27 protein-coding genes, 1 tRNA gene and 1 pseudogene are annotated in these 24,416 nt (G+C 69.9%); 12 read left to right on the forward strand and 17 right to left on the reverse strand.

Going from position 1 to position 24,416, the window contains the following annotated elements:
• Positions 1 to 61: 61 nt before the first annotated feature.
• Together ABZX61_RS23515 and ABZX61_RS23520 are read right to left on the reverse strand one after the other, a co-directional pair.
• A complete protein-coding gene (locus ABZX61_RS23515; RefSeq protein WP_355197538.1) occupies positions 62 to 1,264 on the reverse strand; it encodes a S8 family serine peptidase in 1,203 nt (400 codons plus the stop codon).
• Positions 1,261 to 2,115: a hypothetical protein gene (locus ABZX61_RS23520; RefSeq protein WP_355197540.1), complete on the reverse strand. Its 855-nt coding sequence runs from the start codon at positions 2,113 to 2,115 to the stop codon at positions 1,261 to 1,263. Before ABZX61_RS23520 ends, ABZX61_RS23515 begins: the two co-directional genes overlap by 4 nt.
• A gap of 173 nt (positions 2,116 to 2,288) precedes the next feature.
• On the opposite strand from ABZX61_RS23520, the gene ABZX61_RS23525 reads away from it, so the two are divergent.
• Positions 2,289 to 3,107 (forward strand): NmrA family NAD(P)-binding protein, encoded by an 819-nt coding sequence (locus ABZX61_RS23525; protein ID WP_355197542.1) that lies wholly within the window; start codon positions 2,289 to 2,291, stop codon positions 3,105 to 3,107.
• Between the two features lie 39 nt (positions 3,108 to 3,146).
• On the opposite strand, the gene ABZX61_RS23530 is transcribed toward ABZX61_RS23525, so the two are convergent.
• A complete protein-coding gene (locus ABZX61_RS23530) occupies positions 3,147 to 4,067 on the reverse strand; it encodes an alpha/beta hydrolase (RefSeq protein WP_355197544.1) in 921 nt (306 codons plus the stop codon).
• 66 nt (positions 4,068 to 4,133) lie between these two features.
• Here ABZX61_RS23530 and ABZX61_RS23535 point away from each other — a divergent pair, with 66 nt between their 5' ends.
• Together ABZX61_RS23535 and ABZX61_RS23540 are read left to right on the forward strand one after the other, a co-directional pair.
• Positions 4,134 to 4,427, forward strand: a complete 294-nt coding sequence (locus ABZX61_RS23535; RefSeq protein WP_350725932.1) for a helix-turn-helix domain-containing protein — start codon at positions 4,134 to 4,136, stop codon at positions 4,425 to 4,427.
• Between the two features lie 81 nt (positions 4,428 to 4,508).
• Positions 4,509 to 5,369, forward strand: coding sequence for an LLM class F420-dependent oxidoreductase (locus tag ABZX61_RS23540; protein WP_355197547.1), 861 nt, complete (start codon positions 4,509 to 4,511; stop codon positions 5,367 to 5,369).
• On the opposite strand, the gene ABZX61_RS23545 is transcribed toward ABZX61_RS23540, so the two are convergent.
• From ABZX61_RS23545 to ABZX61_RS23555, 3 genes are all read right to left on the reverse strand, one after another.
• Positions 5,356 to 6,561 carry an FAD-dependent monooxygenase gene (locus ABZX61_RS23545; protein WP_355197549.1) on the reverse strand — a complete coding sequence of 402 codons (1,206 nt, stop codon included), beginning with the start codon at positions 6,559 to 6,561 and terminating at the stop codon, positions 5,356 to 5,358. The genes ABZX61_RS23540 and ABZX61_RS23545 overlap by 14 nt on opposite strands.
• 16 nt (positions 6,562 to 6,577) lie before the next feature.
• Positions 6,578 to 7,147: a TetR family transcriptional regulator gene (locus ABZX61_RS23550; RefSeq protein WP_355197551.1), complete on the reverse strand. Its 570-nt coding sequence runs from the start codon at positions 7,145 to 7,147 to the stop codon at positions 6,578 to 6,580.
• Positions 7,148 to 7,265: 118 nt separating this feature from the next.
• Positions 7,266 to 8,261, reverse strand: coding sequence for an aldo/keto reductase (locus tag ABZX61_RS23555; RefSeq protein ID WP_355197553.1), 996 nt, complete (start codon positions 8,259 to 8,261; stop codon positions 7,266 to 7,268).
• Positions 8,262 to 8,389: 128 nt separating this feature from the next.
• Here ABZX61_RS23555 and ABZX61_RS23560 point away from each other — a divergent pair, with 128 nt between their 5' ends.
• A complete protein-coding gene (locus tag ABZX61_RS23560) occupies positions 8,390 to 9,241 on the forward strand; it encodes a helix-turn-helix transcriptional regulator (protein ID WP_355197554.1) in 852 nt (283 codons plus the stop codon).
• Between the two features lie 136 nt (positions 9,242 to 9,377).
• Here the strand turns inward: ABZX61_RS23560 and ABZX61_RS23565 are convergent, their stop codons facing one another.
• Complete coding sequence (locus ABZX61_RS23565) at positions 9,378 to 9,644, reverse strand: sigma factor (RefSeq protein ID WP_355197556.1); 267 nt, start codon at positions 9,642 to 9,644, stop codon at positions 9,378 to 9,380.
• A gap of 204 nt (positions 9,645 to 9,848) precedes the next feature.
• Here ABZX61_RS23565 and ABZX61_RS23570 point away from each other — a divergent pair, with 204 nt between their 5' ends.
• Positions 9,849 to 10,724, forward strand: a complete 876-nt coding sequence (locus ABZX61_RS23570; RefSeq protein WP_355197558.1) for an alpha/beta hydrolase — start codon at positions 9,849 to 9,851, stop codon at positions 10,722 to 10,724.
• 265 nt (positions 10,725 to 10,989) lie between these two features.
• Here ABZX61_RS23570 and ABZX61_RS23575 read toward each other — a convergent pair whose 3' ends face one another.
• On the reverse strand, positions 10,990 to 11,832 hold the full coding sequence (locus tag ABZX61_RS23575; RefSeq protein ID WP_355197560.1) for a LysR family transcriptional regulator: 843 nt from the start codon (positions 11,830 to 11,832) through the stop codon (positions 10,990 to 10,992).
• A 72-nt stretch (positions 11,833 to 11,904) separates the two neighbouring features.
• On the opposite strand from ABZX61_RS23575, the gene ABZX61_RS23580 reads away from it, so the two are divergent.
• Complete coding sequence (locus ABZX61_RS23580; RefSeq protein WP_355197561.1) at positions 11,905 to 13,191, forward strand: MFS transporter; 1,287 nt, start codon at positions 11,905 to 11,907, stop codon at positions 13,189 to 13,191.
• Between the two features lie 24 nt (positions 13,192 to 13,215).
• Here ABZX61_RS23580 and ABZX61_RS23585 read toward each other — a convergent pair whose 3' ends face one another.
• Together ABZX61_RS23585 and ABZX61_RS23590 are read right to left on the reverse strand one after the other, a co-directional pair.
• Positions 13,216 to 13,566, reverse strand: a complete 351-nt coding sequence (locus ABZX61_RS23585; RefSeq protein ID WP_355197853.1) for a hypothetical protein — start codon at positions 13,564 to 13,566, stop codon at positions 13,216 to 13,218.
• 53 nt (positions 13,567 to 13,619) lie between these two features.
• Positions 13,620 to 13,832, reverse strand: a pseudogene (locus ABZX61_RS23590) (pyridoxamine 5'-phosphate oxidase family protein); the annotation flags it as partial.
• A 264-nt stretch (positions 13,833 to 14,096) separates the two neighbouring features.
• Here ABZX61_RS23590 and ABZX61_RS23595 point away from each other — a divergent pair.
• Entirely contained in the window at positions 14,097 to 14,900 is an 804-nt protein-coding gene (locus ABZX61_RS23595) for an integrase (RefSeq protein WP_355197563.1), read from the forward strand.
• 334 nt (positions 14,901 to 15,234) lie between these two features.
• On the opposite strand, the gene ABZX61_RS23600 is transcribed toward ABZX61_RS23595, so the two are convergent.
• From ABZX61_RS23600 to galU, 7 genes are all read right to left on the reverse strand, one after another.
• Positions 15,235 to 15,311: transfer RNA gene (locus ABZX61_RS23600), tRNA-Ala, on the reverse strand.
• 49 nt (positions 15,312 to 15,360) lie between these two features.
• The gene (locus ABZX61_RS23605) at positions 15,361 to 15,948 is read right to left on the reverse strand and encodes a hypothetical protein (protein ID WP_355197565.1); all 588 of its coding nucleotides are present in this window, start codon (positions 15,946 to 15,948) and stop codon (positions 15,361 to 15,363) included.
• Between the two features lie 124 nt (positions 15,949 to 16,072).
• A complete protein-coding gene (locus ABZX61_RS23610; protein WP_192788162.1) occupies positions 16,073 to 16,717 on the reverse strand; it encodes a GNAT family protein in 645 nt (214 codons plus the stop codon).
• 54 nt (positions 16,718 to 16,771) lie between these two features.
• The gene (locus ABZX61_RS23615) at positions 16,772 to 17,254 is read right to left on the reverse strand and encodes a MogA/MoaB family molybdenum cofactor biosynthesis protein (protein ID WP_355197567.1); all 483 of its coding nucleotides are present in this window, start codon (positions 17,252 to 17,254) and stop codon (positions 16,772 to 16,774) included.
• Positions 17,251 to 17,733 (reverse strand): cyclic pyranopterin monophosphate synthase MoaC, encoded by a 483-nt coding sequence (moaC, locus tag ABZX61_RS23620; protein ID WP_355197569.1) that lies wholly within the window; start codon positions 17,731 to 17,733, stop codon positions 17,251 to 17,253. Before moaC ends, ABZX61_RS23615 begins: the two co-directional genes overlap by 4 nt.
• Positions 17,730 to 18,917 (reverse strand): gephyrin-like molybdotransferase Glp, encoded by a 1,188-nt coding sequence (glp, locus tag ABZX61_RS23625; protein ID WP_355197571.1) that lies wholly within the window; start codon positions 18,915 to 18,917, stop codon positions 17,730 to 17,732. The genes moaC and glp overlap by 4 nt, the downstream gene beginning before the upstream one ends.
• Positions 18,904 to 19,806 (reverse strand): UTP--glucose-1-phosphate uridylyltransferase GalU, encoded by a 903-nt coding sequence (gene galU / locus ABZX61_RS23630; RefSeq protein ID WP_355197573.1) that lies wholly within the window; start codon positions 19,804 to 19,806, stop codon positions 18,904 to 18,906. The genes glp and galU overlap by 14 nt, the downstream gene beginning before the upstream one ends.
• A 24-nt stretch (positions 19,807 to 19,830) precedes the next feature.
• Here galU and ABZX61_RS23635 point away from each other — a divergent pair, with 24 nt between their 5' ends.
• The 5 genes from ABZX61_RS23635 to ABZX61_RS23655 all read left to right on the forward strand — a co-directional run bounded on the left by ABZX61_RS23635 (position 19,831) and on the right by ABZX61_RS23655 (position 24,402).
• Positions 19,831 to 20,400, forward strand: a complete 570-nt coding sequence (locus tag ABZX61_RS23635) for a 5-formyltetrahydrofolate cyclo-ligase (RefSeq protein ID WP_355197575.1) — start codon at positions 19,831 to 19,833, stop codon at positions 20,398 to 20,400.
• A gap of 23 nt (positions 20,401 to 20,423) precedes the next feature.
• Positions 20,424 to 21,929: a potassium/proton antiporter gene (locus ABZX61_RS23640; protein WP_355197577.1), complete on the forward strand. Its 1,506-nt coding sequence runs from the start codon at positions 20,424 to 20,426 to the stop codon at positions 21,927 to 21,929.
• Positions 21,930 to 21,996: 67 nt separating this feature from the next.
• Positions 21,997 to 22,293, forward strand: coding sequence for an FmdB family zinc ribbon protein (locus ABZX61_RS23645; RefSeq protein WP_350725965.1), 297 nt, complete (start codon positions 21,997 to 21,999; stop codon positions 22,291 to 22,293).
• A 718-nt stretch (positions 22,294 to 23,011) separates the two neighbouring features.
• Positions 23,012 to 23,818: an S-methyl-5'-thioadenosine phosphorylase gene (locus tag ABZX61_RS23650; RefSeq protein WP_355197579.1), complete on the forward strand. Its 807-nt coding sequence runs from the start codon at positions 23,012 to 23,014 to the stop codon at positions 23,816 to 23,818.
• On the forward strand, positions 23,815 to 24,402 hold the full coding sequence (locus ABZX61_RS23655) for an RcpC/CpaB family pilus assembly protein (protein ID WP_355197581.1): 588 nt from the start codon (positions 23,815 to 23,817) through the stop codon (positions 24,400 to 24,402). The genes ABZX61_RS23650 and ABZX61_RS23655 overlap by 4 nt, the downstream gene beginning before the upstream one ends.
• Positions 24,403 to 24,416 lie beyond the last annotated feature (14 nt).

Consider the following 24,416-nt stretch of genomic DNA (forward strand, 5'->3'; position numbering starts at 1 on the left):
GGACCGTCTCGTCTCGCTATGACGGCATGCGGTGGCCCGCCCCGTCACCGGGTTCGCCAGGTCAGGCGCCGGGCACGGGGCGTGCGCGGGGCCGGCGCATCAGCAGCACCGCGACCAGCAGGAACAGGAGCCCCACACCGGCGGCCGCGCCGCCCACGACGACATAGGTCATGTCGATCGGCGGGTTGGTGGTCGGCGCGGCGACCGGCCCGCCGCCGAGGTACTCCTTCCCCTTGTACGGGGCCGCCTCGATCTTCGTGTCCTTGGCGGCGCCCGCCGCCCGCACCGCCGCCGCCGCGTCGATCAGCCCGAAGCCGAGGAACACGTTGTAGCCGGACGGCGGCTTCCTGGCGGTCCGCACCAGGATGTCGCGTACCTGCCGGGGCGTCAGATCGGGATTGCGGGACAGCATCAGCGCCGCGGTGCCCGCCGCGAGCGCGCAGGCCGGGGAGGTGCCGTCTCCCGCCCGGTAGCCGCCGCGGTTGTCGGCGGCGTAGATGTCCACGCCGGGTGCGGTGATCGTGTTGTACGTGTGCACCTGGGAGAAGTCCGCCCGCGCGCCGCCCGGCCCCATCGCCGCCACCGCGATCACTCCCGGGTAGGCGGCCGGGTAGGAGACGACGTTGTTCGCGTCGACCTCCAGCGGGTCGGTGGATCCGCCGTTGCCCGCGCTGGCCAGCAGGATGGCCCCCTTGCCGAGGGCGTAGTCGACGGCCGCGGCCGTGGTCTCGTCGTAACCGCTGCCGAGGCCCCACTCGTCGGTGCCGAGGGACATGGAGATCACGCGGGCGCCCTTGTCGACGGCGTACCGGATGCCCTTGGCCAGCGCGGTGGCCGCCTTGATGCTCTCCTTGTCGGCGGCGGTGCCGCCGGACTTGGCGGCGGACTCCGCGCGCTTGCGCGCCGGGTCCTCCCGGTCCCAGATCACCCGTACCGAGAGCACGCGGGCCTGCGGGGCGACCCGCAGCACGCTGGAGGCCATGGCGGTGCCGTGCGCGCCCCAGTACGACTGCCCGGGCTTCGCGCCGCCGCCGATGAAGTCGGGGCCGTTCGTCACCCGTCCGCGGAACTCCGGATGGTTCTTCACGACCCCGGTGTCCAGGACCGCGACGGTGATCCCCTTGCCCTGTCCGAGCCGCTGCGCGGCCGGCACCTTCATGATCTGCTGTTCCCAGCCCCGCGGCGCCTCGGCCACAGCCGGCGCGGCGGTGGCCGCGACCAGTCCGGCGACCATGACGGCCGCGCAGGTCAGCCTGCGAATCATGCCCCCACCTTCCGGGCCTCCGCGTACAGCCGGGTGGCCAGGCTCTCCGCGAGCCCCTGCGCGGTGTACGCCCACGCCTCACGGTCCTCCCGCTGCGGGTACTCCCTCCTGCCCCACGGTTCGGGCAGCCGTCCGGGCCTGCGGCCGTCCGCCGGCCCCGTGGTGACCGCCACGAACATGGGCACGTCCCCAACGGTCCTTCCGCCGTTCCCGGTGCGCGCGGAGTCCTTCCACTGGGTGCCTGGCGCGGCGAGCGCGCGTACCGCGTGGTCCGGCTTCCGCTGCGCCTCACGCACGATGCCCTCCAGGTCGACGCGGGGCTGCGACTCGCGGAAGGCGACCAGGGCCACGGTGGCGGCCGTGCCTCCGGTGTCGTCCACGTACGTGGCGCGCACGGCCGCGACGCAGCCCCGCTCAGTGGCGACCCGGGCCAGCTCGCCGGAGAGCGCCGCCCGGCAGGAGGTGTCGGAGGAGATCGCGGCCCTGGTCCAGCCGCGCTCGTCGTTCGGGGAGGAGTAGCCCTTGTCGGGGTGCTCCCGGCCGAGCCGCGGCGGCAACAGCTTCTCGACGGGCACGTTGCGCCACAGCTCCTTGGAGTACGCCGAGTTGTGGATGACCTGCCGGCTGTTGGAGTAGGCGTGCGCGATGAGCGCGCCACCGCCGAGCACGGCCAGCAGACCGAAGCCCGCGACGACCAGCCCCACGAGGACCCGCCAGGCGCTGCGCCGGGGCCGCACCGGCCCGGTCGGCGGTGGCGGCTGCTGGTAGGGGCCGGGCGGGTACGGCTGGGGATGCCCGGTGGGCGGCTGAGGGGGATGGAACCCCGGCCCGGAGCCGGACGGGGGGTACATCAATGTCTCTCCTGTCGTGCGAGCGGGCCGATCAAGGTTCCGTTTAAGCCCCTCTGATCGATTTGCGCGTTCTGACCCTATCGGTGCTCGGCGGATCACCTCCCCGGACTTCCTTGACCTCAAGTGCGATTCAGCTTCTAGCGTCGTCGGCGACGGACGAAAGGAGTTCGACTGTGACGACACTTGTCACGGGTGCCACCGGGAACACCGGCCGCCACGTGGTGACGGAGCTGCTCCGCCGCGGAGAGCCCGTTCGGGCGCTGACCCGCGATCCGGCCGCGGCGGCCGGGAAGTTGCCGGCCGGGGTGGAGCTGGTGGCCGGCACGCACCACGAACCGGCGATGTTGGACACCGCCCTCGACGGCGCCGGCCGATTGCACCTCACGGTGACGACGGGACTCGCCGAGGTCGGTCCCGAGTTGGTCCAGCGGGCGGTCGCCGCAGGTGTCCGGCGCATCACCGTGGTGTGGGGCGGCTGGGTGGGACCCGTCGAGCAGGCCGTGGCCGACTCGGGCGTGGAATGGACGCGTCTGGAGCCGCAGGAGTTCATGTCCAACACGTTGACCTGGGCCGGATCGATCCGGGCCGAGGGAGTCGTCCGGGAGCCGTACGACTTTCCCAGTGCGCTGGTCCACGAGGCCGACATCGGGGCCGTGGCGGCCGTCGCGCTGCTCGACGACGGCCATGCGGGACGCGCGTACAACCTCACCGGTCCCGAGGCGCTGACCCCGCGCGAGCGGCTCTCTCTCCTGTCCCGGGCCGTCGACAGCGACATCGCCTTCATGCCCATCACCCATGAACAGGCCGTCGACAGGCTGATGGCCACCGGCGTCTCCCGTGCGGACGCCGAGTATGTCATCGGCTGGTATGCCACCCCCAGCGATTCCGCCACGACCGTGGACGACACCGTCGAACGGGTGATCGGCCGTCCGGCGCGTACGTTCGCGCAGTGGGTGGCAGAGCACGCCGAACGTTTCAAGATCAGCCGCTAGGTCGCCCGCCGAGATCGGGCGGAGTCTCGCCGGGCGGCTTCAGTTGAAGAATCGGGTCAGGTGCTTGACGACGATCTCGGGCTGCTCCTCGGGGATGTAGTGGCCGCTGTCCGGCACCAGCACCACCTCGACGTCGGTGCCCTTGTCCGGCAGCACCGCCTGAAGGAGCAGGTGACCTCCCTCTCCGCCACCCAGGCCCAGCAGCGGAACGGTCACCCTGCCGTAGGTCTTCTCGTCGGCGATGTCCTGCCCGAACGCCCGGTACCAGGCGTTGCCCGCCCGGATCGCGTCCGGTGTGGAGTAGGCGCGGGCGTAGATGTCGCGGTCGTGGTCGCCGATGGCGGCGGGATCCTCGACCAGGTAGTCGCACATCCAGTCGATCAGCTCGCGGGACCGGCCGGCGAGCAGGCGTTCCGGCAGGCCGGGCACCTGGTTGAAGGCGAACCACCACAGGAAGCGGCCCGGCCCGGCGTGGATGTCGCCGTCGACCTGCTGGCGTCCGGGCCGAGGGAGCAACGAGAAGGTGTGGAAGCGCTCGTCAGGGTGGGCGATGTCCAGCAGGGCGATGCGTCGGACGTGAGCGGGATGGTTCGCGGCGAAGGCGTAGGCGACCATGCCGCCGATGTCGTGGCCGGCGATGTCCACCCGGTCGTGGCCCAGCCGGCGCACGAGTCCGAGGATGTCAGCGGCCATCGTCTTCTTGTCGTAGCCGGAGGCGGGCTTGTCCGAGCCGCCCATGCCGCGCAGATCGACGGCGATCACCTGGTGGCGTTCGGCGAGCGGCGGCATGATCTTGTGGAACTCCCACCACGTCTGCGGCCATCCGCCCAGCAGCACCAAGGGCCTGCCCCGCCCGCCCGTCACGTAGTGCAGGCGAGTCCCGTTGACGTCGGCGTGACTGCTGACGAACCCGCCCGGCAACGACCGTGCCAGCTCGGCGTCGGACAGTGCTTTCGGCATGTGATCCTCCCAATGTACGGGAGTACCGTACATTAGCCGACTACGGCGGTACCGTACGATCGGACCATGGCTGCTCTTCTGCATCCGACGACCGAGCAGTTGCAGTTGGAAGACGTACTCGCCGCACTCGGGCACCCGGTCCGGATGAAGATCGTGCGTGCTCTCGCCTCCGGCGAGGAGACATACTGCGGGGCGATCGAGACCGGAGCGCCGAAATCCACCCTCACGCATCACTGGCGGGTCCTGCGGGAGAGCGGCGTGATCCGCCTGCGCCACTCGGGACGCAGAAACTACCTCACCCTGCGCAGAGACGATCTCGAGGAACGCTTTCCCGGGCTCCTCGCCGTCGTGTTCCGGTGAGCACGGCGCCGGCCACGCATTTGCCCTGACACTGACGTCAAGGATGTAGCGTGCCCGCGGACTCTGACCTCGAGGATGACGATGAAATTCGCGATCAGCTACTCCACGGCCGACGGGCTCGACCCCGACGGGCTCGTGACGTATGCCCGCCATGCCGAGGATTGCGGCTTTGAGGGGCTGTACCTGCCCGAGCACGTCGTGCTGTATCCCGGCGCCGCGGTCGGCCCCTTCGAGCTCCCGCCGGCCCTGCCCTTCCCCGATCCGCTCGACTGCCTGGCCTTCGTCGCGGCGGCCACCCGTCGCATCCTGCTCGGCACCGCCGTGCTGCTGCTGCCGTACCACCACCCCGTGGTCCTGGCCAAGCGGCTGGCGACCATCGACGTGCTGTCCAAGGGACGGATGCGGCTGCTCACCGTGGGGCTGGGCACGCTGCCCGGCGAGGCCAGGGCGATGGGAGTCGACTTCGGCACCCGCGGACGCCGTACCGACGAGGCCATCGACGTGCTGCGGCTGCTGTGGGGAGGCGACGAGAAGGGCGTCAGCTTCCACGGCGAGTTCTTCGGCTTCGACGACGTGACCAGCTACCCGAAGCCGTACTCGGGCACCCACCTGCCGATCCACGTCGGCGGGTCGAGCCGGGCGGCCGCGCGGCGCGCCGGTCGGCGCGGCGACGGTTATTTCCCCGGCGGCGCCCTCACCCCGGAGGAACGCGCGATCCAGTGGGAGCTGGCCCGGGCCACCGCCGCGGAGGCCGGCCGTGACCCCGGCGCGCTGGAGCACACCCGATGGGGGTCGATCGACATGTCCGCCGAACGGGTCGAGGCCTTCGCCGCGCAAGGCGTGACCCGCGTCGTGGTCGGCCCCACCTCGGCGGATCCGGAACAGCAGCGCGATGAGATGTCCGCGTTCGCCGAGCGGTTCGCCCTCCTCAGCGCCGGCTGACCCCCGAAACGGCACCGGTCGCGCGCAGGTTGGTGATGATTGCGGTGGACTTGCCGGCGAGGGCGCCGGCAACGTACCGGTCGATGACCGGGAGCCGGGCCAGTTTGAGTGCGGCTCGCCGGAGGTGCAGCTGCCGGGTGGTGGCGGGGATGAACCAACGTGTCCCGTCGCGGGCTACCTGCTGCTTGTCGGTGACCACCGGTCGCAGTGCCTGCTCGTAACGTTCCAGCGCGGTGTCAAGGGTGTCGGTACGGGACAGGTGCTCGGCCAGGACGTACGCGCCGGTGATGCCCAAGGAGGCGCCCTGGCCGGCGAGGAGGGACACCGCGTAGGCGGCGTCGCCGATGAGCACCACGCGGCCCCGTCTCCAGGCCGGCATGTCGATCTGGGCTACCTGGTCGTAGTAGACCTGCTCCGGCGGTGGGCAGGCGGCCAGAGCGCGTGGCGCGACCCAGCCGAGGGCGCCGTATTCGTGGCGGATCGCCGCACGTGGATCGGCCGGCAGCGTGGGGTCGGGGGTGCGATGCACGGTGAAGACCGCCACGCGCCGGTCTCGCAGCCCGTAAAGGCCCATCTGCCGGTTGACGGTGTCGGTCAGGCAGAACTGCCGGGCCACCTGGGCGTGGATGTCGGCGTCGTCGAACGAGTACGCGGCGGTGTGGAATCCCAGGTATCGCAGGAATTGCCGTTCGGGCCCGAAGACGTGGTCGCGGACGGTGGAGTGGATGCCGTCGGCGCCTACCAGGAGATCGGCCTCGATGGTGCTGTCGTCGGTGAGGGTGACGGTGACGCCGTCGGCGCGGTTGTCGATGCGGGTGAGGGTGGTGGCGTGACGCACATCGACGCGGTCGGAGAGGTGTTCGCGCAGAGCACGTTCGAGGTCGGGGCGCATGATGCTGGTCAGCCGGCCGTTCACGATCTTGGCGAACCGGGCGAACCGCACGCCGGAGCGCCGGCGGCCGTGGTGATCCCGGTAGGTCATCTCATCGATCCGGTAGCCCAGCTCCCGGATGCGCGGCAGCACACCCATGGCCTCGGCGGCGTCGTAGCCGGGGCCGAAAAAGTCGATCATGTAACCCTGGGTACGAGGGCCGGGCGCCTTTTCCAGAACCACGACCTCGGCCCCGAAGCTGTCGAGGCACTGGGCGAGGGCCAGTCCGGCGATTCCGGCCCCACAGATGACCACTTTCACGACATTTCACCATTCCTTACTCGGCGGGCGTGATGAGCCGCTCCAGGACGGTTGTCAGCTCCGTGGCGTCCGGTCCCGGGCCGAGCGCGCGGTGCAGCATGATGCCGTCGAACGCGGCGGCCAGCACCGCGGCGGTCGCCTCGGGCACGGCCACCCCCTGCTCGGCCAGCAGGCCGGCCAGCAGTCGCCGGAACTCGTCGACGACCGCACCCACTGAGCGGCGCAGGCTCTCGTCCCGGCCGGCGGCCAGGTACGTCTCGGCGAACAGCAGCGAGGTCGGATCCCGGCCGTCGTAGTCCTTCAGGAAAGCCACCATCAGCTTCAGCGCTTCGCCGGGCGTGTGCGCCTGCTCCAGGCCCGCGCCGATCTGCTCGATCAGCGCGCGCATCACGCCGAGCGCGGCCTCGGCGAGCAGGGCCTGGACGGAGGAGAAGTGATAGTGCACCACACCGGGGGCCGCTCCGGCCCGGTCGGCCAGCATCCGCGTACTGACCGCCGACCAGCCTCGCTCGGCGATCAACTCGGCCGCCACCCCCAGCAGGCGCCGACGCGCCTCCCGCCCCCGTTCCGCCGCCGTCGCGCCCACTCGTCCACACTCCTGGTCAATCGCCCTGGACGATCGCCCTGGACGTATGTCCAAAAAGTAGCACGCGATCTACTCCGGCAAAAGCCTCTTGTGGAGCGGATGGGGCGTGATCGCGCGATCAGTTGCCCACGCCGAGGCCGGACATGAACACGGACGGGTATCGGTCGCCGCGCGCCGAGCCCGGCGGCACCGCCTTCTCGATTTCGGCGAGGTCGTCCGCGGTGAGGTTCAGGTCCATCGCGGGCAGCGCCTCGGCCAGCCGCTCGCGGGTGCGGGCGCCGACCAGCGGCACGATGTCGTCGCCCTGCGCGGCCACCCAGGCGATGGCCAGCTGGGCGACGGTGCGGCCCTTCGCCTCGGCTACCCGGCGCAGAGCGTCCACGAGGGCGAGGTTGTGCTCCACGTTCCCGCTGGAGAAGCGCGGGCTGAAGCCGCGGCTGTCACCGGAGCCGGCGGTGTGGCCTGCGGTCCAGTGCCCGGAGATGAGGCCGCGGCCGAGCACGCCGTACGCGGTCAGGCCGATGCCGAGCTCCCGCAGTGTGGGCAGGACGTCCGCCTCCACCGCGCGGGAGATCAGCGAGTACTCGATCTGCAGGTCGGCGATCGGGTGGACGGCGTGGGCCCGGCGGATCGTCGCCGCGTTGACCTCCGAGAGGCCGATGTGCCGTACGTACCCGGCCTCGACCAGCTCCTTGATCGCGCCCACCGTCTCCTCGATCGGGACCGCCGGGTCCAGCCGGGCGGGACGGTAGATGTCGATGTGGTCGGTGCCGAGCCGGGCCAGCGAGTAGCCCAGGAAGTTCTTCACCGCCTCGGGACGGCCGTCATGCCCGCCGAACTCGTGGCCCGGCCCCCGCAGCATGCCGAACTTGACGCTCAGCCGGTAGCTGTCGCGATCCCGGCCGCGCAGCGCCTCGGCGAGCAGCAACTCGTTGTGGCCCATGGCGTAGAAGTCGCCGGTGTCGATGAGCGTGACGCCGGCCTCCAGCGCGGCGTGCACGGTGGCGATGCTCTCCGCCCGGTCGGCCGTGCCGTACGCGCCCGACATGCCCATCGCGCCCAGGCCCAGCGCGGAAACGGCCGGTCCGGTGCGGCCCAGGGTTCGTCTCTGCATCACGTTCTCCCTCGTTCTCGATGTCGTCCCCAACCATGCGCCCGAACCGGGACGGGCGGGAGCGGAGCGTTCATCGTGGGAGAGCCGCTCCCTGGCTCGGCTCGCCGGCCGCGAGGCAGTATGAAGCCATGCAACGTGACCAGCTCGCCGACTTCCTGCGCCGCCGCCGCGAGGGGATCCGGCCGGCCGAGGTGGGCCTCGCCGACGGCCCCCGCCGCCGCACCACCGGCCTGCGCCGGGAAGAGGTGGCGCTGCTCGCCGGCATGTCGGTCGACTATGTCGTACGCCTCGAGCAGGGCCGCAGCAGCCAGCCCTCGACCCAGATGCTCGGCGCGCTGGCCCGGGCGCTGCGCCTGTCCGACGACGAGCGCGACCACCTGTTCCACCTGGCCGGCCACCGGCCGCAGCCCGCCGACGGGGTGGCCCGTTTGGCCCGCGCCGGCCTGATCCGCATGCTCGACCTGCTCGGCGACACCCCCGCCCTCGTGCTGTCCGACCTGGGCGAGATCCTCGCCCAGAACCGCGCGGCCGTCCTGCTGACGGGCGACCACACCGGCTTCTCCGGCGACCGTCGCTACGTCGTCTACCGCTGGTTCACCGACCCCGCCACGCGCGCCGTCTGCCCGCCCGAGGAGCAGGAGCATCGGGCCCGTCAGTTCGTGGCCGACCTGCGCGCGGCGGCCGGCCGCCGCTCCGGCGACCCCGTGGTCGCCGGGCTCGTCGACCGGCTGCAGGCCGCGAGCGCCGACTTCCGCCGGCTATGGGCCGAGCACGAGGTGGCCGTACGGCGCGGCGACCGCAAAACCCTGCTGCACCCGCGGGTGGGCCGCCTGGTGATGGACTGCGAGACCCTGGTCACCCCCGATCAGGGTCAGGAACTGCTGGTGCTCACCCCGGCGGACGCCGAATCCCGCGAGCGGCTGGAACTGCTGCTGGTGCTCGGCATCGAGGAGTTCCCCACGGGCACGCCCGTACGGTGAAAACCGCTTCCTCCCTGCCTCAATCGGACAGAAGGGCCCGGCGCCGTACTCGCCGCGTGGCGGCCAGTCCTCGCGCCAGGCCACTCACCGCGCAGACCAGCACCAGCCCGGCGTACTGCGGCAGGGAGTAGGCGAATCACGGCTCACCGGTCGCGGCCTTGCCGAGCACGGTGAGCGTGTTGCGCGCTACTCCGTACAGCCACGCGACCTCGCTGCCCCGTCCCGGCCGGTAGGTGTGAGCGGACTCCATCGCCGCCAGGAACACATCCGCCACCAGGTCCGCGACCATATGGGGGTCATCGACCCGGCGGGCGAGGAATCGCGTGATCCCTTCGACGTGCCGCCGGTAGAAGGCCTCGAACGCCGCAGAGTCTGTGGCGAACTCCGCCTGTTTACGACGCACCGGCCATGCTCCCTTCGTCGATCTACCCCCATACTTGGTAGGAAGTGACCAAAGGCTTACAAGCGGACGTCGTAGACGCGTCGGCTGTCCGCCCTGGGCGGCGTGAGCGAGCCGTACTCGCTCACCCAGCTGACTTGGGTCGAAGGCTGGAGGCCGGCGATGATGAGGCGAAGAATTGTCGGTTGCTGATGGCAGCCTGAGCCGATGCCCACAACGATCTCAGGCTTCGACGAACACACGGTCCGGGTGGACGGCCTTGACCTCCATGTGGCTTCAGGAGGAGAGGGACCGCCGCTGCTGTTGCTTCACGGCTTCCCACAGACCCATCTGACCTGGCGGCATGTCGCTCCGGCGCTGGCAGATAGCTTCCGCGTCATCTGCCCCGACCTGCCCGGCTACGGGGCCAGCGCCAAGCCGGAGGGTGGCCACGAACAGTACGCCAAGCGTGTGACCGCGGCGACCATGGTGGCACTGATGCGGCAGCTCGGCCACGACCGTTTCAGCCTGGTCGGTCATGACCGTGGAGCGCTGGTCGCCTTCCGCGCCGCGTTGGATCACCCCGACGCCGTCGCTCACCTCGGCGTGATCGACGTCATCCCCACTGTCGACATGTGGGCGTCGCTGGCGGGCGTGGGTGGCGTCTTCGGCTTCCACCTGTATTTCCTCGCGCAGCTCAACGACCTGCCCGAGCGGATGATCGGCGCTGACCCCGACACGTTCTTCGGCCACTTCCTCGATGTCTGGGCCGAGCCCGGCACATTCGACGCCGACGTCCGTGAGGCGTACCTGGCCGCGACGCGCAATCCGGAAACGATCCACGCCATTTGCCAGGACTACCGGGCCAGCGCCTTCGTCGATGCGGCCCACGACAGCGAGGATCGGCAGGCCGACCGGCGCGTCAAGCCTCCTACCCTGGCGATCTGGCAGGACCCCGGCGGCATGGTCCTGCCGTTCGACCCCTCGGCGATCTGGCACGGCTGGGCGCCGGATGTCCGCACCCTGATGCTGCCGGGTGGGCACTTTCTACCGGAAACTCAGCCCGACGCCGTCGCCGCGGCGATCAGAAGCCTGATCAGTTAGTCCCTAGCAGTCCAGTGACACCTCGCGATCAGGAGTGGCGTCGGCGGGCCATCACGCGATCTCCACATGCGGCCGTCTCCATGCCACCTCAGCCCAGAACGCGCCCGACCTGCTTTCCTCGTCCTCCCCGACCGGGCGGAAGGCGAGTCGCCCTCGGAGTGCAGGGTGTCGGACGTCCAGCGGTAACGGAACCGCCGGTACGCCGCGCCACCCTCGATGCGGTCCCTTGAGACCTCCCGGCGGCCGGCGGGGACAGGCTTACGGCTCAGAGCATCCGCCGCAGGGCGGTCTCCACAGCGTCGATCAGCGCATCACCTTCGGTACCGGGGTGGCGGGCAAGTCCGAGTTCGACGTCCGGCAGAGCAGGCAACGCGGCCGCGTCGTGGCAGGCCATGGCCGGCTCGAGGTTGGCGGGCAGGAGCGCCGCGACTCCGAGCCCGGCCCGTAGCGCGGCGAGTACTCCGGCGAGACTGTTGCTCTCGAACGCCACTCGCCAGCGGCGCCCTGTGCCTTCCATCGTTTCCAGCACGGACGTTCGCCAGGCGCACGCGTTCGAGAACAGCACCACCGGCAGCGGATCGGCGTCGGTGGCGACACCTTGCCCGACCGCCCAGACCAGCGGCAGACGCACCGTCCAGCGCGGCGGCCAGGGAAGAACCGCGGCCTCGTCGAGCACGAGCTGGACACGGCCCGTGTCATAGGCCTCCCGCATCGCCGTGTTGGAGAGGCTGAGGACCTCCAGTGTCGCGTCGGGGTGCAGCCGTGCGAGGTCGGCGAGTGCCTGAGGAAGGCGGGAAGCGGCGAGATCTTCGAGGAGTCCCACCCCGCAATGCCCGGTGAGCGTACGTCCCGTTTCGGCGAGTGCCTGTGCCGACAGCGCGAGAATGCGCTCGGCGTAGGGCAGCAGTTCCTCGCCTGCCCGGGTCAGCGAGACGCCGGACGGCGCCCGGTGCAGCAGCGGGCTGCCGACATCCCTCTCGAGCTTGCGCAACTGCTGGCTGAGCGCGGGCTGGGTGCGGCCGAGCGCCGTCGCCGCACGGCTGATGCTGCCCGCTCGTACGGCGGTGACGAACGATCGCAGCAGTGTGGTCTCGAGATCGCGTGCCATAAGCGTTCATTATGTCGGTTCCAATGAATTAACGACTTCCTATGGCGCAACGGGTGATCTAGCGTCAAAACGGTGACCAGATTTCGCCAGGTGCTCGCAGTGCCGGGGATGACGCCGCTGCTTGGCGTCTCGCTGCTCGCTCGTACCGCGATCACGGCGGACGCGATGGCGTTGACGATGTACGTCGTCGTTGCCCTCGACATGAGTTACGCGGCGGCGGGAGCCGTGGTGGCGGCGCTCACCGCCGGTGTCGCGCTGGGCGGGCCGCTGCTGGGGCGGATGATCGACCGGCGGGGCCTGCGGACCGTGCTGCTGGCCACGGTTGTGCCGCAGCTCGTGTTCTGGCTGACCGTGCCCGTGCTGCCGTACGTGATCTTGCTGGGCGCCTCCTTCGCCGCCGGTCTGCTGATGGTGCCAATCCAATCGGTTACCAGGCAGGCGATCGCCGCGATGACGACGGCAGGGCAGCGGCGGGCAGCGTTCGCGCTGGAGTCGGTGGCGGGCGAGCTGTCGTACATGGTGGGGCCCGCGGTGGTCATCCTGTGCGCGGCGACGGTGTCCCCCGGCGTGGTGGCATGGGGAGTGGGCGCCGCGATCGTCGCCGGCGGGGCAGGGATCGCCCTGCTCAACCCGCCGCTGCGGGCCGGGGACGAGGTGGACGGCGAGGCAGCGGGCCGGCCCCGGCGCCGGGAGTGGCTGGGAGCGCGCATGGTCGCTGTTCTGACGATGGGGTTCGGCGTCGCGATGCTGCTCAGCGGCGTCGACCTGGCCATCGTCGCCACTCTTCGAGAAGCCGACCAGGTCTCGTGGGCGGCCGTGGTCATCGCCGTGCTCGGGGTGTCGTCCGTCGTGGGCGGTCTGGTGTACGGAGCGCTGCCCCGGCCGATGCCCACCTGGCTGCTGCTCAGCCTGCTCGGGCTGGTGACGATTCCGGCCGGACTCGCCCATGACTGGCCTTGGCTGTGCATGGCCGTCATCGGTGCCGGGCTGCTCACCGCACCGACCCTTTCCACGGTCTCCGACGCGGTGAGCCGGCTGACGCCGGCCGGTGTACGAGGTGAGGCGACCGGCCTGCAGTCCTCGGCGGCGAGCGCGGGGTTCGCGCTCGGCTCCCCGGTCGTGGGAATGGCGATCGACGCGTCCGTGCCGGCGGGCGGCTTCGCGGCGGCCGGTCTGGCCGGCCTGCTCGCCGCGCTGACGGGATACCTGCTCTCGCGCCGGTCACCCGCCGCCGCGCCGTCTCCGTCGTCCTCATCGCAGGCACTCGAGCCCTGCGACGCCGTCGCGCCGACCCGAATCCGGCGTTTCGCCGGCTCCTCACCGACGCCCGGCGAGGGCTGCGGACTGCAGGGCCGGTGACCCTGCCGTCCTGCCCAGTCGGCGTTATGCGTCGTTGCTGGATGTGGCGAGCAGCCGGAACTGGTCCCACCGAACGCGAGGCCGGGCCAGGCCGCGCCGCTCCAGGTAGCGGAGTGTGGAGCGGCGGGCGTTGCGCAGGGTGGGGAACGCGTCGCTGATGCGGCCGGATCCGGCCGGCTCGATCACTTTCCGCGGGACCATCGTCCATTGGTCGCCGTCGGCGTGAAGTTCGCCGCGGATCAGCGCGTTGTGCATGGCGTTGAGTCGTTCGTCGTGCCGGTGCACGAGCAGGCTGGCCGTGCCCGGCACGATGTCATCGGCGGCGTCCGTCGCAATGGTGAAGCCGTCGGTGGTGGCCTTTGGCCGTGTCCGCACCAGCAGCGGTGCCCCGGAGGCGCATCGGCGCGGCCGCTGCCAGTGGGGTCGGAGAAGAGCAGTGCGACGCGTCCGTCCCGGCGGACGTTGAGCGCCTTCTGCGCGAAGGCCAGGCTGGTGGTGACGAGCAGCGTGCCATCTGCCCGGCGCCAGGCCGCAGTGGGCCAGGTCAGCGGGGTGCCGTCAGCCCCGAGGGTGGCGAACTCGCAGGTCCGGTAGGCATCGATGATGGCGCCGACCTCGAGGTCGATCGGTGTCGTGGTCACAGGGTTGCTCCTGAGGGAAGGCGGTGACGGCGTAAGTACATGCGCGTGATCTTCTCGTCATTCGGCAAGGGATGGTGGAAAACGGAGAAGAGCGTCGCAATCCGTGGTCCGTCACACGGCGGACGCGGGCCGGCTGGAGCCCAGCACACGGGCTCGCCGCTCCACGGACCCGCAGAAGCTTCCCCGGCAGCAGATGTGTATCTTTCAGCGGGCCGGCGATTGTTACGGTGGACGCTTTGATCGGCGGGAGGGCGGCGGTAGGACATGCGGGTGGCCATGGCGAGCGCTGCCGCGGGGCGGGCCGACCGCGCGAACGAGGACTTCACCGGGGCCCTGCCGACGGCGGCCGTGTTGGTCGACGGCGCCGGCATCCCCGGCACGGAATCGATCTGCCGGCACGGCGTGGCCTGGTATGCCAACCGCTTGGGAGGCGGTCTCCTCGGTCTCCTGTCACTCGCACAGGACCTCGACCTTCCGGCAGTGCTCGCCGATGCCATCGAGCAGGTGACGGACGATCATCGGGACACCTGCGACGTCGCCAACCGCATAAGCCCGTCGGCGGCGGTAGCCCTCCTGCGCGTGTCCAATGGCCTCGTCGAGTATCTGGTGCTCGGCGACGCGTACGTCGTGCTCGACAAAGCAGACAGCGCGCCGCTCGTCGTCTCCGATCCCCGGGAGGTCGTGATCAGCCGCTCGTACGAGCCCGCGCTGGAGACCGCCGCCAAAGGCAGTGACGAGTACCACCGGATCCTCAACGACTTACGCTCGAACCGGAACCAACCGGGCGGCTTCTGGGTGGCCAAGGACGACCCGCGGGCGGCGGACGAGGCCATCACCGGCAGTTGTCCGATCTCGGACCTGACCGATGCCGGCGTCGTGCTCCTCAGCAATGGCGCCAGCGGCATCGTGGACCGGTTCGGGCTCACCGACTGGCCAGGGGTCATGGCCGTCCTGGCGTCGAGCGGAGCAGACGAAATCATTCGCCGGGTCCGGCAGGCGGAGGCACATCACGCGGTAGCGGCGGACGATGCGACGATCGCACACTGCACCGACTTCGGGCAGGCTTGACGACACCTGCCCTGCAACCTCGATGGGGAGTCCGATCACCCGTCCGCGGTATGCGTCTGGCCTTGCGGACCGGGGACCCAAGACCCACGTCGTACGCCGAGGCACCCCGGCAACACCACGTCCGCCAAGATCATCACCTGGTCCTCTGCACGGGTGCCCCACCGAACGCCTCGAACGTGCGGGCCGGCATTCCGCAAGATCACCAAGCGACCGGGCCTCGGAACCGCCGCAGAGAATCCGACTGAGATGGCTCCCCGATTGGCTCCCATCGACTTCCAGACATGAGAAAAGGGCCTCCGGATTGCTCCGAAGGCCCTTCTCACCTGCATCTTCCTGGTGGAGATGAGGGGATTCGAACCCCTGACCCCTTCGATGCGAACGAAGTGCGCTACCGGACTGCGCTACATCCCCAAGGACTCGACCAGATTAGCAAACTCTGAGGGGTCCTCGCGCCACCGTTTCAGTCGCCCACCGCCCGCCTGGGCGGTTCGGCGTACTGATCGAACAGAACGTCCGCCTGCAGCGTCGCGAGATCGATGACCTCAGCCTGGGCGGCCTCCTCCGCGGCCCGCCGCCGCTCACGTGCGCGCCGCAGGCGCTCAGCGCGCGCCTGACGGCCCCGTTCGCGGCGTTCCCTATCGACTTGTACGGCGATGCGGAGGAACGCCATGTACGCGAACATGATGACGACCGAGGGAGCCACGCCCCACCACGGGATCATCTTGACCGCGGCCGTCACGACAGAGGCCAGCACCAGCAGCGTGGTGAAGAACAGTAGCCGCCGCCGGCGGGCCACGATGATGGCGCGGCGCCGGAGCCGGAACTGGCGCACATCGACCTTCTCGACCTCGGCAGGAGACGACCCGTCGTCCTCGTCCGCGTCCGATGGGTCCAGGTTGTCGAGATCGGGAAGCTGGTGTTCGCCGGTGTAGTGCTCTTCGAGCTCGGCCAGCTCGGCCAGGTTCGTCTTGTCCTTGCGCAGCCACATCGGGATCAGGACGCAAAGCCACATCACGACGATGACCAGATAGAGGAAGGCGCTACTCATGGGCACCTCCGGGCAGCACAAAGACGCGAGTGTGCTCGTCGCGCCTTCAATGTGCTCACGTCACGCACCGTAAGACCGCGTGTCACTAATTGACGAGCATTCGGTGCGGTGTGTCGCGAGATCGTCAAACCTCTTCGACGGAAGGCCCCCCGTGAGCAGCTGACTCACGCGCGCGACGCCACTGCACGAGCAGGCCGCCAGGAATGTCCTCAGCGGTCAACGCGTAGCAAATGTGGTCGCGCCAGGCCCCGTCGATGTGGAGTTGGCGCCGCCGAATGCCTTCTTCCCGGAATCCGAGCTTCTCAACCACCCGTCGGCTGGCTTGGTTCTCGGGACGGATGTTCGCTTCCAGCCGGTGCAGCCCCGTGGTGAAGAAGCAATGGTCAACGGCCATGGCGAGGGCGGTGGGGGTGATCCCCTTCCCGGCGAGCGCGCCGTCGATCCAGTAGCCGACCTGGGCGGAACGGGCGGCGCCCCACACGATCGCTCCCACGGTCAGCTGCCCCGCGAAGCGCCCTCCGTACGTGATCACCCACGGCATCGCCAGGCCCTGCCGGGCCTCGCGGCGCAGGGTGCCGACCATGGAGACGTACGGGCCGAGCCCGGTCCTGAACAGCGGTGTCTCGGGATTGCTGGGCTCCCAGGGGCGTAGCCAGTCGGCGTTTCGCAGCCGGGTCTCGCGCCACACGCGCACGTCGCTCAGCCGCAGCGGCCGGAGGCCTACCGGACCTTCGTTCAGGGTCACCGGCCAGCCACGAAGTCGATCCACCCACTCATCATCCCCCCATCGGGCATGATGTCGCCACGCATCAGGGAACCGCGATCAGCGCGGGTGATCGCCTCCCCGGATCTGATCGACCGCATGCTGAAGAATCGGCGCGAGTACGGCGACGCCATCGCGTACGCCGCCCGACGATCCGGGCAAATTAACGATCAAGGTAGCGCCCGCCTGGCCGGCCAGCCCTCTGGACAGAATCGAGGTCGGGACCTTTTCCCGATTCGCCAGCCGAATGGCCTCGGCTATACCGGGAATTTCTCGAGAAATTACTCGGGCGGTCATCTCCGGGGTCAGGTCCATAGGCGTCAACCCGGTCCCCCCGGTGGTCACGATGACGTCGAACCCCTGCGCCACCCCGTCACGGAGCGCTCCTTCGACCGGCTCTCCGTCGGGCACCACCAAGGGGCCCTCCACGGCCTCGCAGCCCGCATCGCGGCGCAGCAGGTCAACGAGCAGCGGCCCGGATTTATCCGCATAAACCCCGGCCGACGCCCGGTTCGACACCGTGATCACGAGTGCGCGGATCATTCCGGCTCCCTGGTCCAGCGTCCGGTCTTGCCGCCCAGCTTCTCCTCCACCCGGACATCGGTGATCACCGCGGCCGGATCGACCGCCTTGACCATGTCGATCAGCGCCAGCGCGGCCACGGAGACCGCCGTCAGCGCCTCCATCTCGACGCCGGTACGGTCGGCCGTCTTCACCCGGCAGGTGATCGCCACGCCCCAGTCCTCGACGTCCAGCGTGACCTTCACCCCGTGCACCGCGATCGGATGGCAGAGCGGGATCAGGTCGGGCGTCCGCTTCGCCCCCATGATCCCCGCGATCCGCGCCACGCCCAGCGCGTCGCCCTTGGGCACCTCGCCGGACCGCAGCAGCTCCACGACCTCGCCCGACAGCAGCACCCGCCCGGTCGCCGTGGCGGTGCGAGCCGTCACGTCCTTGGCGGAGACGTCCACCATGCGAGCGGCCCCGGTCTCATCCACATGGGTCAGCCCCGAGTCGCTCACAGCCTGATCACCTCGACAGTCGCCCCCTCGGGCATCTCGGTCACGTCCTCCGCCACCACGATCAGCGCGTTCGCCGAGGCCAGGGCGGCGAGTTGATGCGAGCCCTGCCCGTGCACCGGCGACACCGTGCCGTCCGAGGCCAGCACGCCGCGCAGGAACGACCGCCGTCCGGCGGGCGAGCGCACCGGCCTGGTCAGGCGGGCGGTCACCGATTCCGGCATGTCCGCCGGGAGCCCGCGCATCTTGTCGAGCGCCGGACGTACGAACAGCATGAAAGACACATAGGACGACACCGGGTTGCCGGGCAGCGCGAAGATCGGCACCTGGTCCTCCCCCAGCACGCCGAACCCCTGCGGCATCCCCGGCTGCATCGCCACCTTCTCGAACCGGACGGTTCCCAGCGGGGACAGAGCCTCCTTGACCGGCTCGTACGCGCCCATGGACACGCCACCGCTGGTGATGATCGCATCGGCCCGCATCAGGTGGGTGTCGAGCCGATCGAGAAGTACGCGCGGATCGTCCCCGACGGACCCCGCCCGGAACCCCTCGCCTCCGGCCTCCCGCACGGCGGCGGTCAGCGTGAAGCTGTTGGAGTCCCAGATCTGCCCGGGAGCCAGTGGACTACCCGGCTCGACCAGCTCCGCGCCCGTCGAGATGACGACGACCCTGGGCCGGGGCCGCGCCCAGACCCGCCGCCGCCCCACCCCGGCGATGATCCCGAGCTGGGAGGGCCCGATCACCGTGCCCGGCTTGAGCACGACCTCGCCGGCCTGCACGTCCTCGCCCGCGAGCCGGATCGCGTTGCCGGCGCTCACCGGGCGGGAGATCTGTACGGTGACCGTCCCCCCGTCCGTCCACTCGACCGGCACCACGGCATCGGCCCCGGCGGGCATGGGAGCACCGGTCATGATCCGTACGGCGTGCCCGGGCCCCACGGCCCGCAGCTCTTCGGACCCGGCCGCCACATCGTCCGTCACCGGCAACGTAACCGGAACATCCGAAATATCGGCTGACCGTACGGCATAGCCATCCATGGCCGAGTTGTCGAACGGCGGCAGCGGCACCGGTGAGACAACCTCCTCGGCCAGCGTCGCCCCCAGCGCCTGCTCCAACTCCAGTTCCAGCGGCGCCAGCGGACGAACAGTGGCCAGGATCTCAGCCAGATGCTCGTCAACCGATTTCATCGAGGAACTCCCGCAGCCACGGCACGAAATCGGGCGCCAGGTCCTCCCGGCCCGCCGCGAACTTCACCACCGTCCGCAAATAGTCCAACTTGTCGCCGGTGTCGTACCTGCGCCCTCTGAACAGCACCCCGTGCACGGGTCCGCCGTCCCCGGACCCGCGTCCGGCGAGCATGCGCAGCGCGTCGGTGAGCTGGATCTCGCCCCCGCGCCCCGGCGGCGTGTTCTCCAGCACCTCGAACACCGCGGGGTCGATCACGTAGCGCCCGATGATCGCCCAGTTGGACGGCGCCTCGTCGGCCGGCGGCTTCTCCACCAGGTCCGTCACGCGTACGACGTCGTCGTCGGCGGTCGCCTCGATGGTCGCGACGCCGTACAGGGAGACCTGCTCCTTGGGCACCTCCATCAGTGCGATCACGCTCCCCCCGAACGTGTCACGCACCTCGATCATGCGCTTGAGCAGCGGATCGCGATAGTCGATCAGGTCGTCGCCGAGCAGACAGGCGAAGGGGTGACCGCCGACGTGCTGCTTGGCGCAGAGCACCGCGTGGCCGAGCCCCTTGGGCTCGCCCTGACGTACGTAGTGGAGCGTCGCCAGCGAGGCCGGCTCGCGTACCTGGGACAACCGGTGCTCGTCGCCCTTGGCTTCAAGGGCCTCCTCCAGCTCGAACGCGCGGTCGAAGTGATCCTCGATGGAGCGTTTATTCTTGCCGGTGACCATGAGGACGTCGAGGAGCCCAGCGGAGGCTGCCTCCTCGACGACATACTGGATCGCGGGCTTGTCGACGATGGGCAACATCTCCTTCGGTGTCGCCTTGGTCGCCGGAAGGAACCGGGTGCCCAGACCCGCGGCGGGCACGACGGCTTTCGTCACAGGGTCGAAGTCAGCCATGAGTAGACCCTAGTGGAGGTATCTGTGGACAAGCTGAACCTGCGTCGCGAGCTGAGCTCGGCACGTACCTCCCTCTCCCCCGAACAACAGCGGGCAAACTCCATCAAGATCCGCGAAACGCTGCTCGACCAGCCGTGGGTCCAGATGGCCGGTCTCGTGGCCTGCTACTGGTCGACGGGGTCGGAGCCGGATACGCACGGGCTCGTGTTCGCTCTCTGGAAACATGGAGCCACCGTTATCCTCCCCGTCCTGCTTGAGGACAATGACCTGGATTGGGCGGTGTACGACGGGCCGGATTCGCTCACCCCGGGCCGCTTCGGGATCATGGAGCCGGTCGACACCCGCCGCGGCGTCGACGCCATCCGCACCGCCGCCCTCGTGATCGTCCCGGCCCTGGCGGTGGACAGGGCGACGGGTGTACGTCTGGGGCGCGGCGGCGGCTCGTACGATCGTGCCCTGGCCAGGGTGGGCCCCAACGTCCCGACGGTCGCCCTGCTGCACGACGGCGAGCTGATCGACGGCATCCCGGCGGAGCCTCATGACCGGCACGTCCGTTTTGCCGCGACCCCGGAGGGACTCACTAGGCTTATGTGACCGCAGGTACGAGAGGGGGCCAGATGACACTAGATGTCTGGCTTCTTCTTGGTGCCGCAATTGTCATCGCGGCCATCGCGTCCGTACGCGTCGCGCACCGCACCGGCCTGCCCAGCCTGCTCGTGTTCCTCGGCTTCGGCCTGGTCCTGGGCGAGGCCGGGTTCGGGATCCCCTTCGACAACCCCCAGCTCGCCCAGCAGATCGGCCTCACGGCGCTGGCGGTGATCCTGGCCGAGGGTGGACTTACCACGAACTGGTCTCACGTACGGCGTTCTGTCCCCTTGGCCGTGATCATGGCGACCGTGGGCGTGACGGTCAGCATCGTCGTGGTGGCGCTGGTCGTACAGGCGCTTCTCGGCATAGACCAGACGACGGCGCTGATCCTCGGCGCGGTGCTGGCCTCAACGGACGCCGCAGCCGTCTTCTCCGTGCTGCGCAGACTGCCGCTCCCGCCCCGGCTGGCGGGCGTGCTGGAGGCCGAGTCCGGCTTCAACGACGCCCCCACGGTGATCGCCGTGATGCTGCTCAGCGGGGCCGGGCGCTCTTCGGCGTCCCCGGGAACGTTCCTCATCGAGACCACGGTCGAGCTGATCATCGGCGCCGCGGTCGGCCTGGCCGTCGGCCCCGCGGGCGCGTACGCGCTGCGCCGCGTCGCGCTCCCCGCCTCCGGCCTCTATCCGCTCGCCGTGCTTTCGCTCACATTCGTCTCGTACGGCGGGGCCGTGCTGATACACGGCTCGGGGTTCCTGGCCGTCTACCTGACGGCGTTGATCCTGGGCAATTCGCGGCTGCCGCACCGGGCGGCGACCAGGGGTTTCGCGGAGGGGGCCGCGTGGCTGGCGCAGATCGGGCTGTTCGTCATGCTCGGTCTGCTGGCCAGCCCCAAGGAGATGCCGTCGTCCATCGTGCCCGGCCTGATCGCCGGCACCGTGCTGGTGCTCCTGGCGCGGCCGCTCTCGGTCATGGTGAGCTCGCTGCTGTCGTGGGCGCTGCGGGCGGGCAGGGTGAGCTGGCGCGAACAGGCGTTCCTGTCGTGGGCGGGGCTGCGCGGCGCGATCCCGATCGTGCTCGCCACCATCCCCTGGGCGTCGAACGTGGAGGGGTCCAAGGAGATCTTCAACGAGGTCTTCGTGATCGTCATCGTGTTCACGCTGCTGCAGGGGCCGACACTGCCCTTCGTGGCCAGGCTGCTCGGGGTGGCGGCGCCCGGGGAGGCGCACGACCTGGAGGTGGAGGCGGCGCCGCTCGAAGAGCTCAAGGCGGACCTGCTGCAGGTCAAGGTGTTTCCCGGCTCGCGGCTGCACGGCGTGGAGATCTTCGAGCTCCGCCTGCCCGCCGGGGCGCAGGTGACCCTGATCGTCCGCGACGGCAAATCCTTCGTCCCCACCGGAAATACCAGGATCAAGGTGGAGGACCAGATCTTGCTGGTCACCACCGCCTCCTGCCGTGACCAGGTCGAACGCCGCCTGCGCGCCGTGAGCCGCAGCGGAAAGCTGGCGGGCTGGTACGGAGAGCGGGGACTGGAATAGGCGTTTGACCTAATCGGTTACCATTAGCAGTCGCATCCCTCGAGTGCCAGACCTTAAGGAGGAGCGCGTGCCGACGTACCAGTACGCCTGCAACGACTGCGGCGAGCAGCTCGAGGTCGTTCAGAAGTTCACTGACGACGCGTTGACGATTTGCCCTGCTTGCGAGGGGAACCTGCGGAAGGTCTTCTCGGCTGTCGGCATCGTGTTCAAGGGCTCGGGCTTCTACCGGACCGACAACCGCTCGTCGTCTAACTCGACTTCCACGACGCCCTCTTCTTCCTCGTCGTCGAAGCCCGCGGAGAGCAAGTCCGCGGACACGAGCACGTCCACCCCTGCCGCCGCCCCCGCCGCAGCGTCCAACTGACCCTCCCGTCAGCGACCGCGGCCTCCCGCGGATCTTTTCGGTAGCCGCCCCCAGGACCTGGCCGCCCAGCGCCGACCGCCGCGGCCATGGACACCTGGGTGGGTTTCGCGCGCGTACGTTTCCGCGTGCGCGCACCGACCTGGGACACAGGCCCACACTGGATCTCACATGGGACCGACATCGGCCCCGCACGTGCGCCTGGTGTAGGCCCACGTCGGCCTCACACCCGCACCTCGCGGGGACCACACCGTCCATCACCGCAGCCATGTGCATGCGTCGGCCCCGCATGCACGCCTCACACGGGCATCTCACCTGAGGCCCAAAGCCGCACACCACCACAGCGAGGCACAGGCGTCGGCCCCCACACCTAACTCTCACGCGGGCCCACGTCACTCTCAGCCGGGCCACACTTGCGCCGCCACCGCACCCATGCCCAGCCCACGCGGATCTCCTCGCCCTCATCGGCGTCGACGGCCCCAGTAATCCCGCCCGCATGTGCACCGCCGCCGACGGCAGAAATTTGAGGCGGCCTCCACCCACCAGGGATCCCGAATCCCCGCGCACCAGCCACCCCGCCCTCCCCCTGCTGGAACCTCTCGGATCCACCGGCGCTCCCGACCCCCCGAAGCCGGGACCCTCGAGCAGCAGGAATCAAGTTATCCACAGAACGGAATTCGGCTCACCCTGGCCAGTCCCCGATCCGGCTACTCTCTCGGCCATGGTCCCTCGCGCAGACATCGGCGTCATCGGCGGTTCCGGCTTCTACTCGCTGCTCGACGACGCGGAAGAGATCAAGCTCTCCACCCCCTACGGCCCCCCGAGCGACGTCGTCACCGTCGGACGCATCGGCACCCGTTCGGTGGCGTTCATCCCCAGACACGGGCGAGATCACCGTTTCCCCCCACACCGCATCCCCTACCGCGCCAACCTCTGGGCTCTGCGCATGCTCGGCGTGCGCCAGGTGCTCGCCCCCAGCGCCGTAGGCTCGCTGAGAGCCGAGTACGGCCCCGGCGCCATGGTCATCCCCGACCAGCTCGTAGACCGCACTTCAGGCCGCGTCCAGACGTATTACGACGTGGACGGTGCGGTCCACGTCTCCTTCGCCGACCCCTACTGCCCCTCAGGCCGTGCCGTCGCGGTGGAAACCGCCCGCTCGACCGGCTGGGAGACGGTCGACGGCGGCACCCTCTTGGTCATCGAGGGCCCGCGTTTCTCGACGCGAGCGGAGTCCCAGTGGTTCGCGGGCAACGGGTGGTCGATCGTCGGCATGACCGGCTTCCCCGAGGCCGTCCTGGCCCGCGAGCTGGCCCTCTGCTACACCTCGCTCTCCCTGGTGACCGACCATGACGCCGGCGTCGAAGCCGGCCAGGGCGTCACGCACGACGAGGTCCTGGAGTTCTTCGCGCAAAACGTCACCCGCATGCGCACCTTGGTGGCGGAGACCGTACAGGCCCTCCCAGACGAGCGCACCTGCCCGTGCGGGGCGACGCTTGACGGCATCAAGCTCCCCTTCGAGCTGCCGTGATCCGGGCCTGGCTGATCCGCTACGGCCGTCGCCGCCGCCTCGTCGCGGCGGCGCTGGCCGCCCTGGCCGTCATGTCGGCCTTCATCGCCACCCGCCCCGAGCCGGCCCCCACGGTCCTGGTCGCGGCCCGCGACCTGTCTCCCGGCCCTCTCGGCCCAGCCGACCTGACCCCGGTGGCCCTCAACCATCCACCCACAGGTGCCGTACGCGCAGCCGCGGCGGGCCAGATCCTGGCGAGCCCCATGCGCAAGGGCGAGCCGCTGACAGATGTCCGCCTTCTCCACGCCTACCGGCTCCCACCGGGCATGGTCGCCACCCCGGTCCGCATCGCCGACGCCGCAACCGCGAGCCTCCTCACCCCAGGAGCCACGATCACCATCCTGGCATCCGACGAGGAAGTCCATCCGGCCCGCACAGTAGCCGAGGACGTACGGATCATCACGATCCCGCGGACGCCCAAGACGACGAGCGAAACTCACGGCGCCTTAGTGGTGCTCGCCACCACCCCGACCCAAGCCGCCGAACTCGCCTCCGCCCAGACGACCGGCCACCTTTCGATCACCATCAAAGCTAACTCAACGTAATCGCTCAGCTACGA

This window comes from Nonomuraea sp. NPDC003709 (genome assembly GCF_040610775.1).
Classification (GTDB): Bacteria; Actinomycetota; Actinomycetes; order Streptosporangiales; family Streptosporangiaceae; genus Nonomuraea; species Nonomuraea angiospora_A.

Coding starts and splice junctions, on each gene's coding strand:
- ABZX61_RS23515 (WP_355197538.1), bottom strand. CDS start 1,264: ATGATTCGCAGGCTGACCTGCGCGGCCGTCATGGTCGCCGGACTGGTC.
- ABZX61_RS23520 (WP_355197540.1), bottom strand. CDS start 2,115: ATGTACCCCCCGTCCGGCTCCGGGCCGGGGTTCCATCCCCCTCAGCCG.
- ABZX61_RS23530 (WP_355197544.1), bottom strand. CDS start 4,067: ATGCCGAAAGCACTGTCCGACGCCGAGCTGGCACGGTCGTTGCCGGGC.
- ABZX61_RS23535 (WP_350725932.1), top strand. CDS start 4,134: ATGGCTGCTCTTCTGCATCCGACGACCGAGCAGTTGCAGTTGGAAGAC.
- ABZX61_RS23540 (WP_355197547.1), top strand. CDS start 4,509: ATGAAATTCGCGATCAGCTACTCCACGGCCGACGGGCTCGACCCCGAC.
- ABZX61_RS23555 (WP_355197553.1), bottom strand. CDS start 8,261: ATGCAGAGACGAACCCTGGGCCGCACCGGACCGGCCGTTTCCGCGCTG.
- ABZX61_RS23560 (WP_355197554.1), top strand. CDS start 8,390: ATGCAACGTGACCAGCTCGCCGACTTCCTGCGCCGCCGCCGCGAGGGG.
- ABZX61_RS23570 (WP_355197558.1), top strand. CDS start 9,849: ATGCCCACAACGATCTCAGGCTTCGACGAACACACGGTCCGGGTGGAC.
- ABZX61_RS23575 (WP_355197560.1), bottom strand. CDS start 11,832: ATGGCACGCGATCTCGAGACCACACTGCTGCGATCGTTCGTCACCGCC.
- ABZX61_RS23595 (WP_355197563.1), top strand. CDS start 14,097: ATGCGGGTGGCCATGGCGAGCGCTGCCGCGGGGCGGGCCGACCGCGCG.
- ABZX61_RS23605 (WP_355197565.1), bottom strand. CDS start 15,948: ATGAGTAGCGCCTTCCTCTATCTGGTCATCGTCGTGATGTGGCTTTGC.
- ABZX61_RS23615 (WP_355197567.1), bottom strand. CDS start 17,254: ATGATCCGCGCACTCGTGATCACGGTGTCGAACCGGGCGTCGGCCGGG.
- glp (WP_355197571.1), bottom strand. CDS start 18,917: ATGAAATCGGTTGACGAGCATCTGGCTGAGATCCTGGCCACTGTTCGT.
- galU (WP_355197573.1), bottom strand. CDS start 19,806: ATGGCTGACTTCGACCCTGTGACGAAAGCCGTCGTGCCCGCCGCGGGT.
- ABZX61_RS23640 (WP_355197577.1), top strand. CDS start 20,424: ATGACACTAGATGTCTGGCTTCTTCTTGGTGCCGCAATTGTCATCGCG.
- ABZX61_RS23650 (WP_355197579.1), top strand. CDS start 23,012: ATGGTCCCTCGCGCAGACATCGGCGTCATCGGCGGTTCCGGCTTCTAC.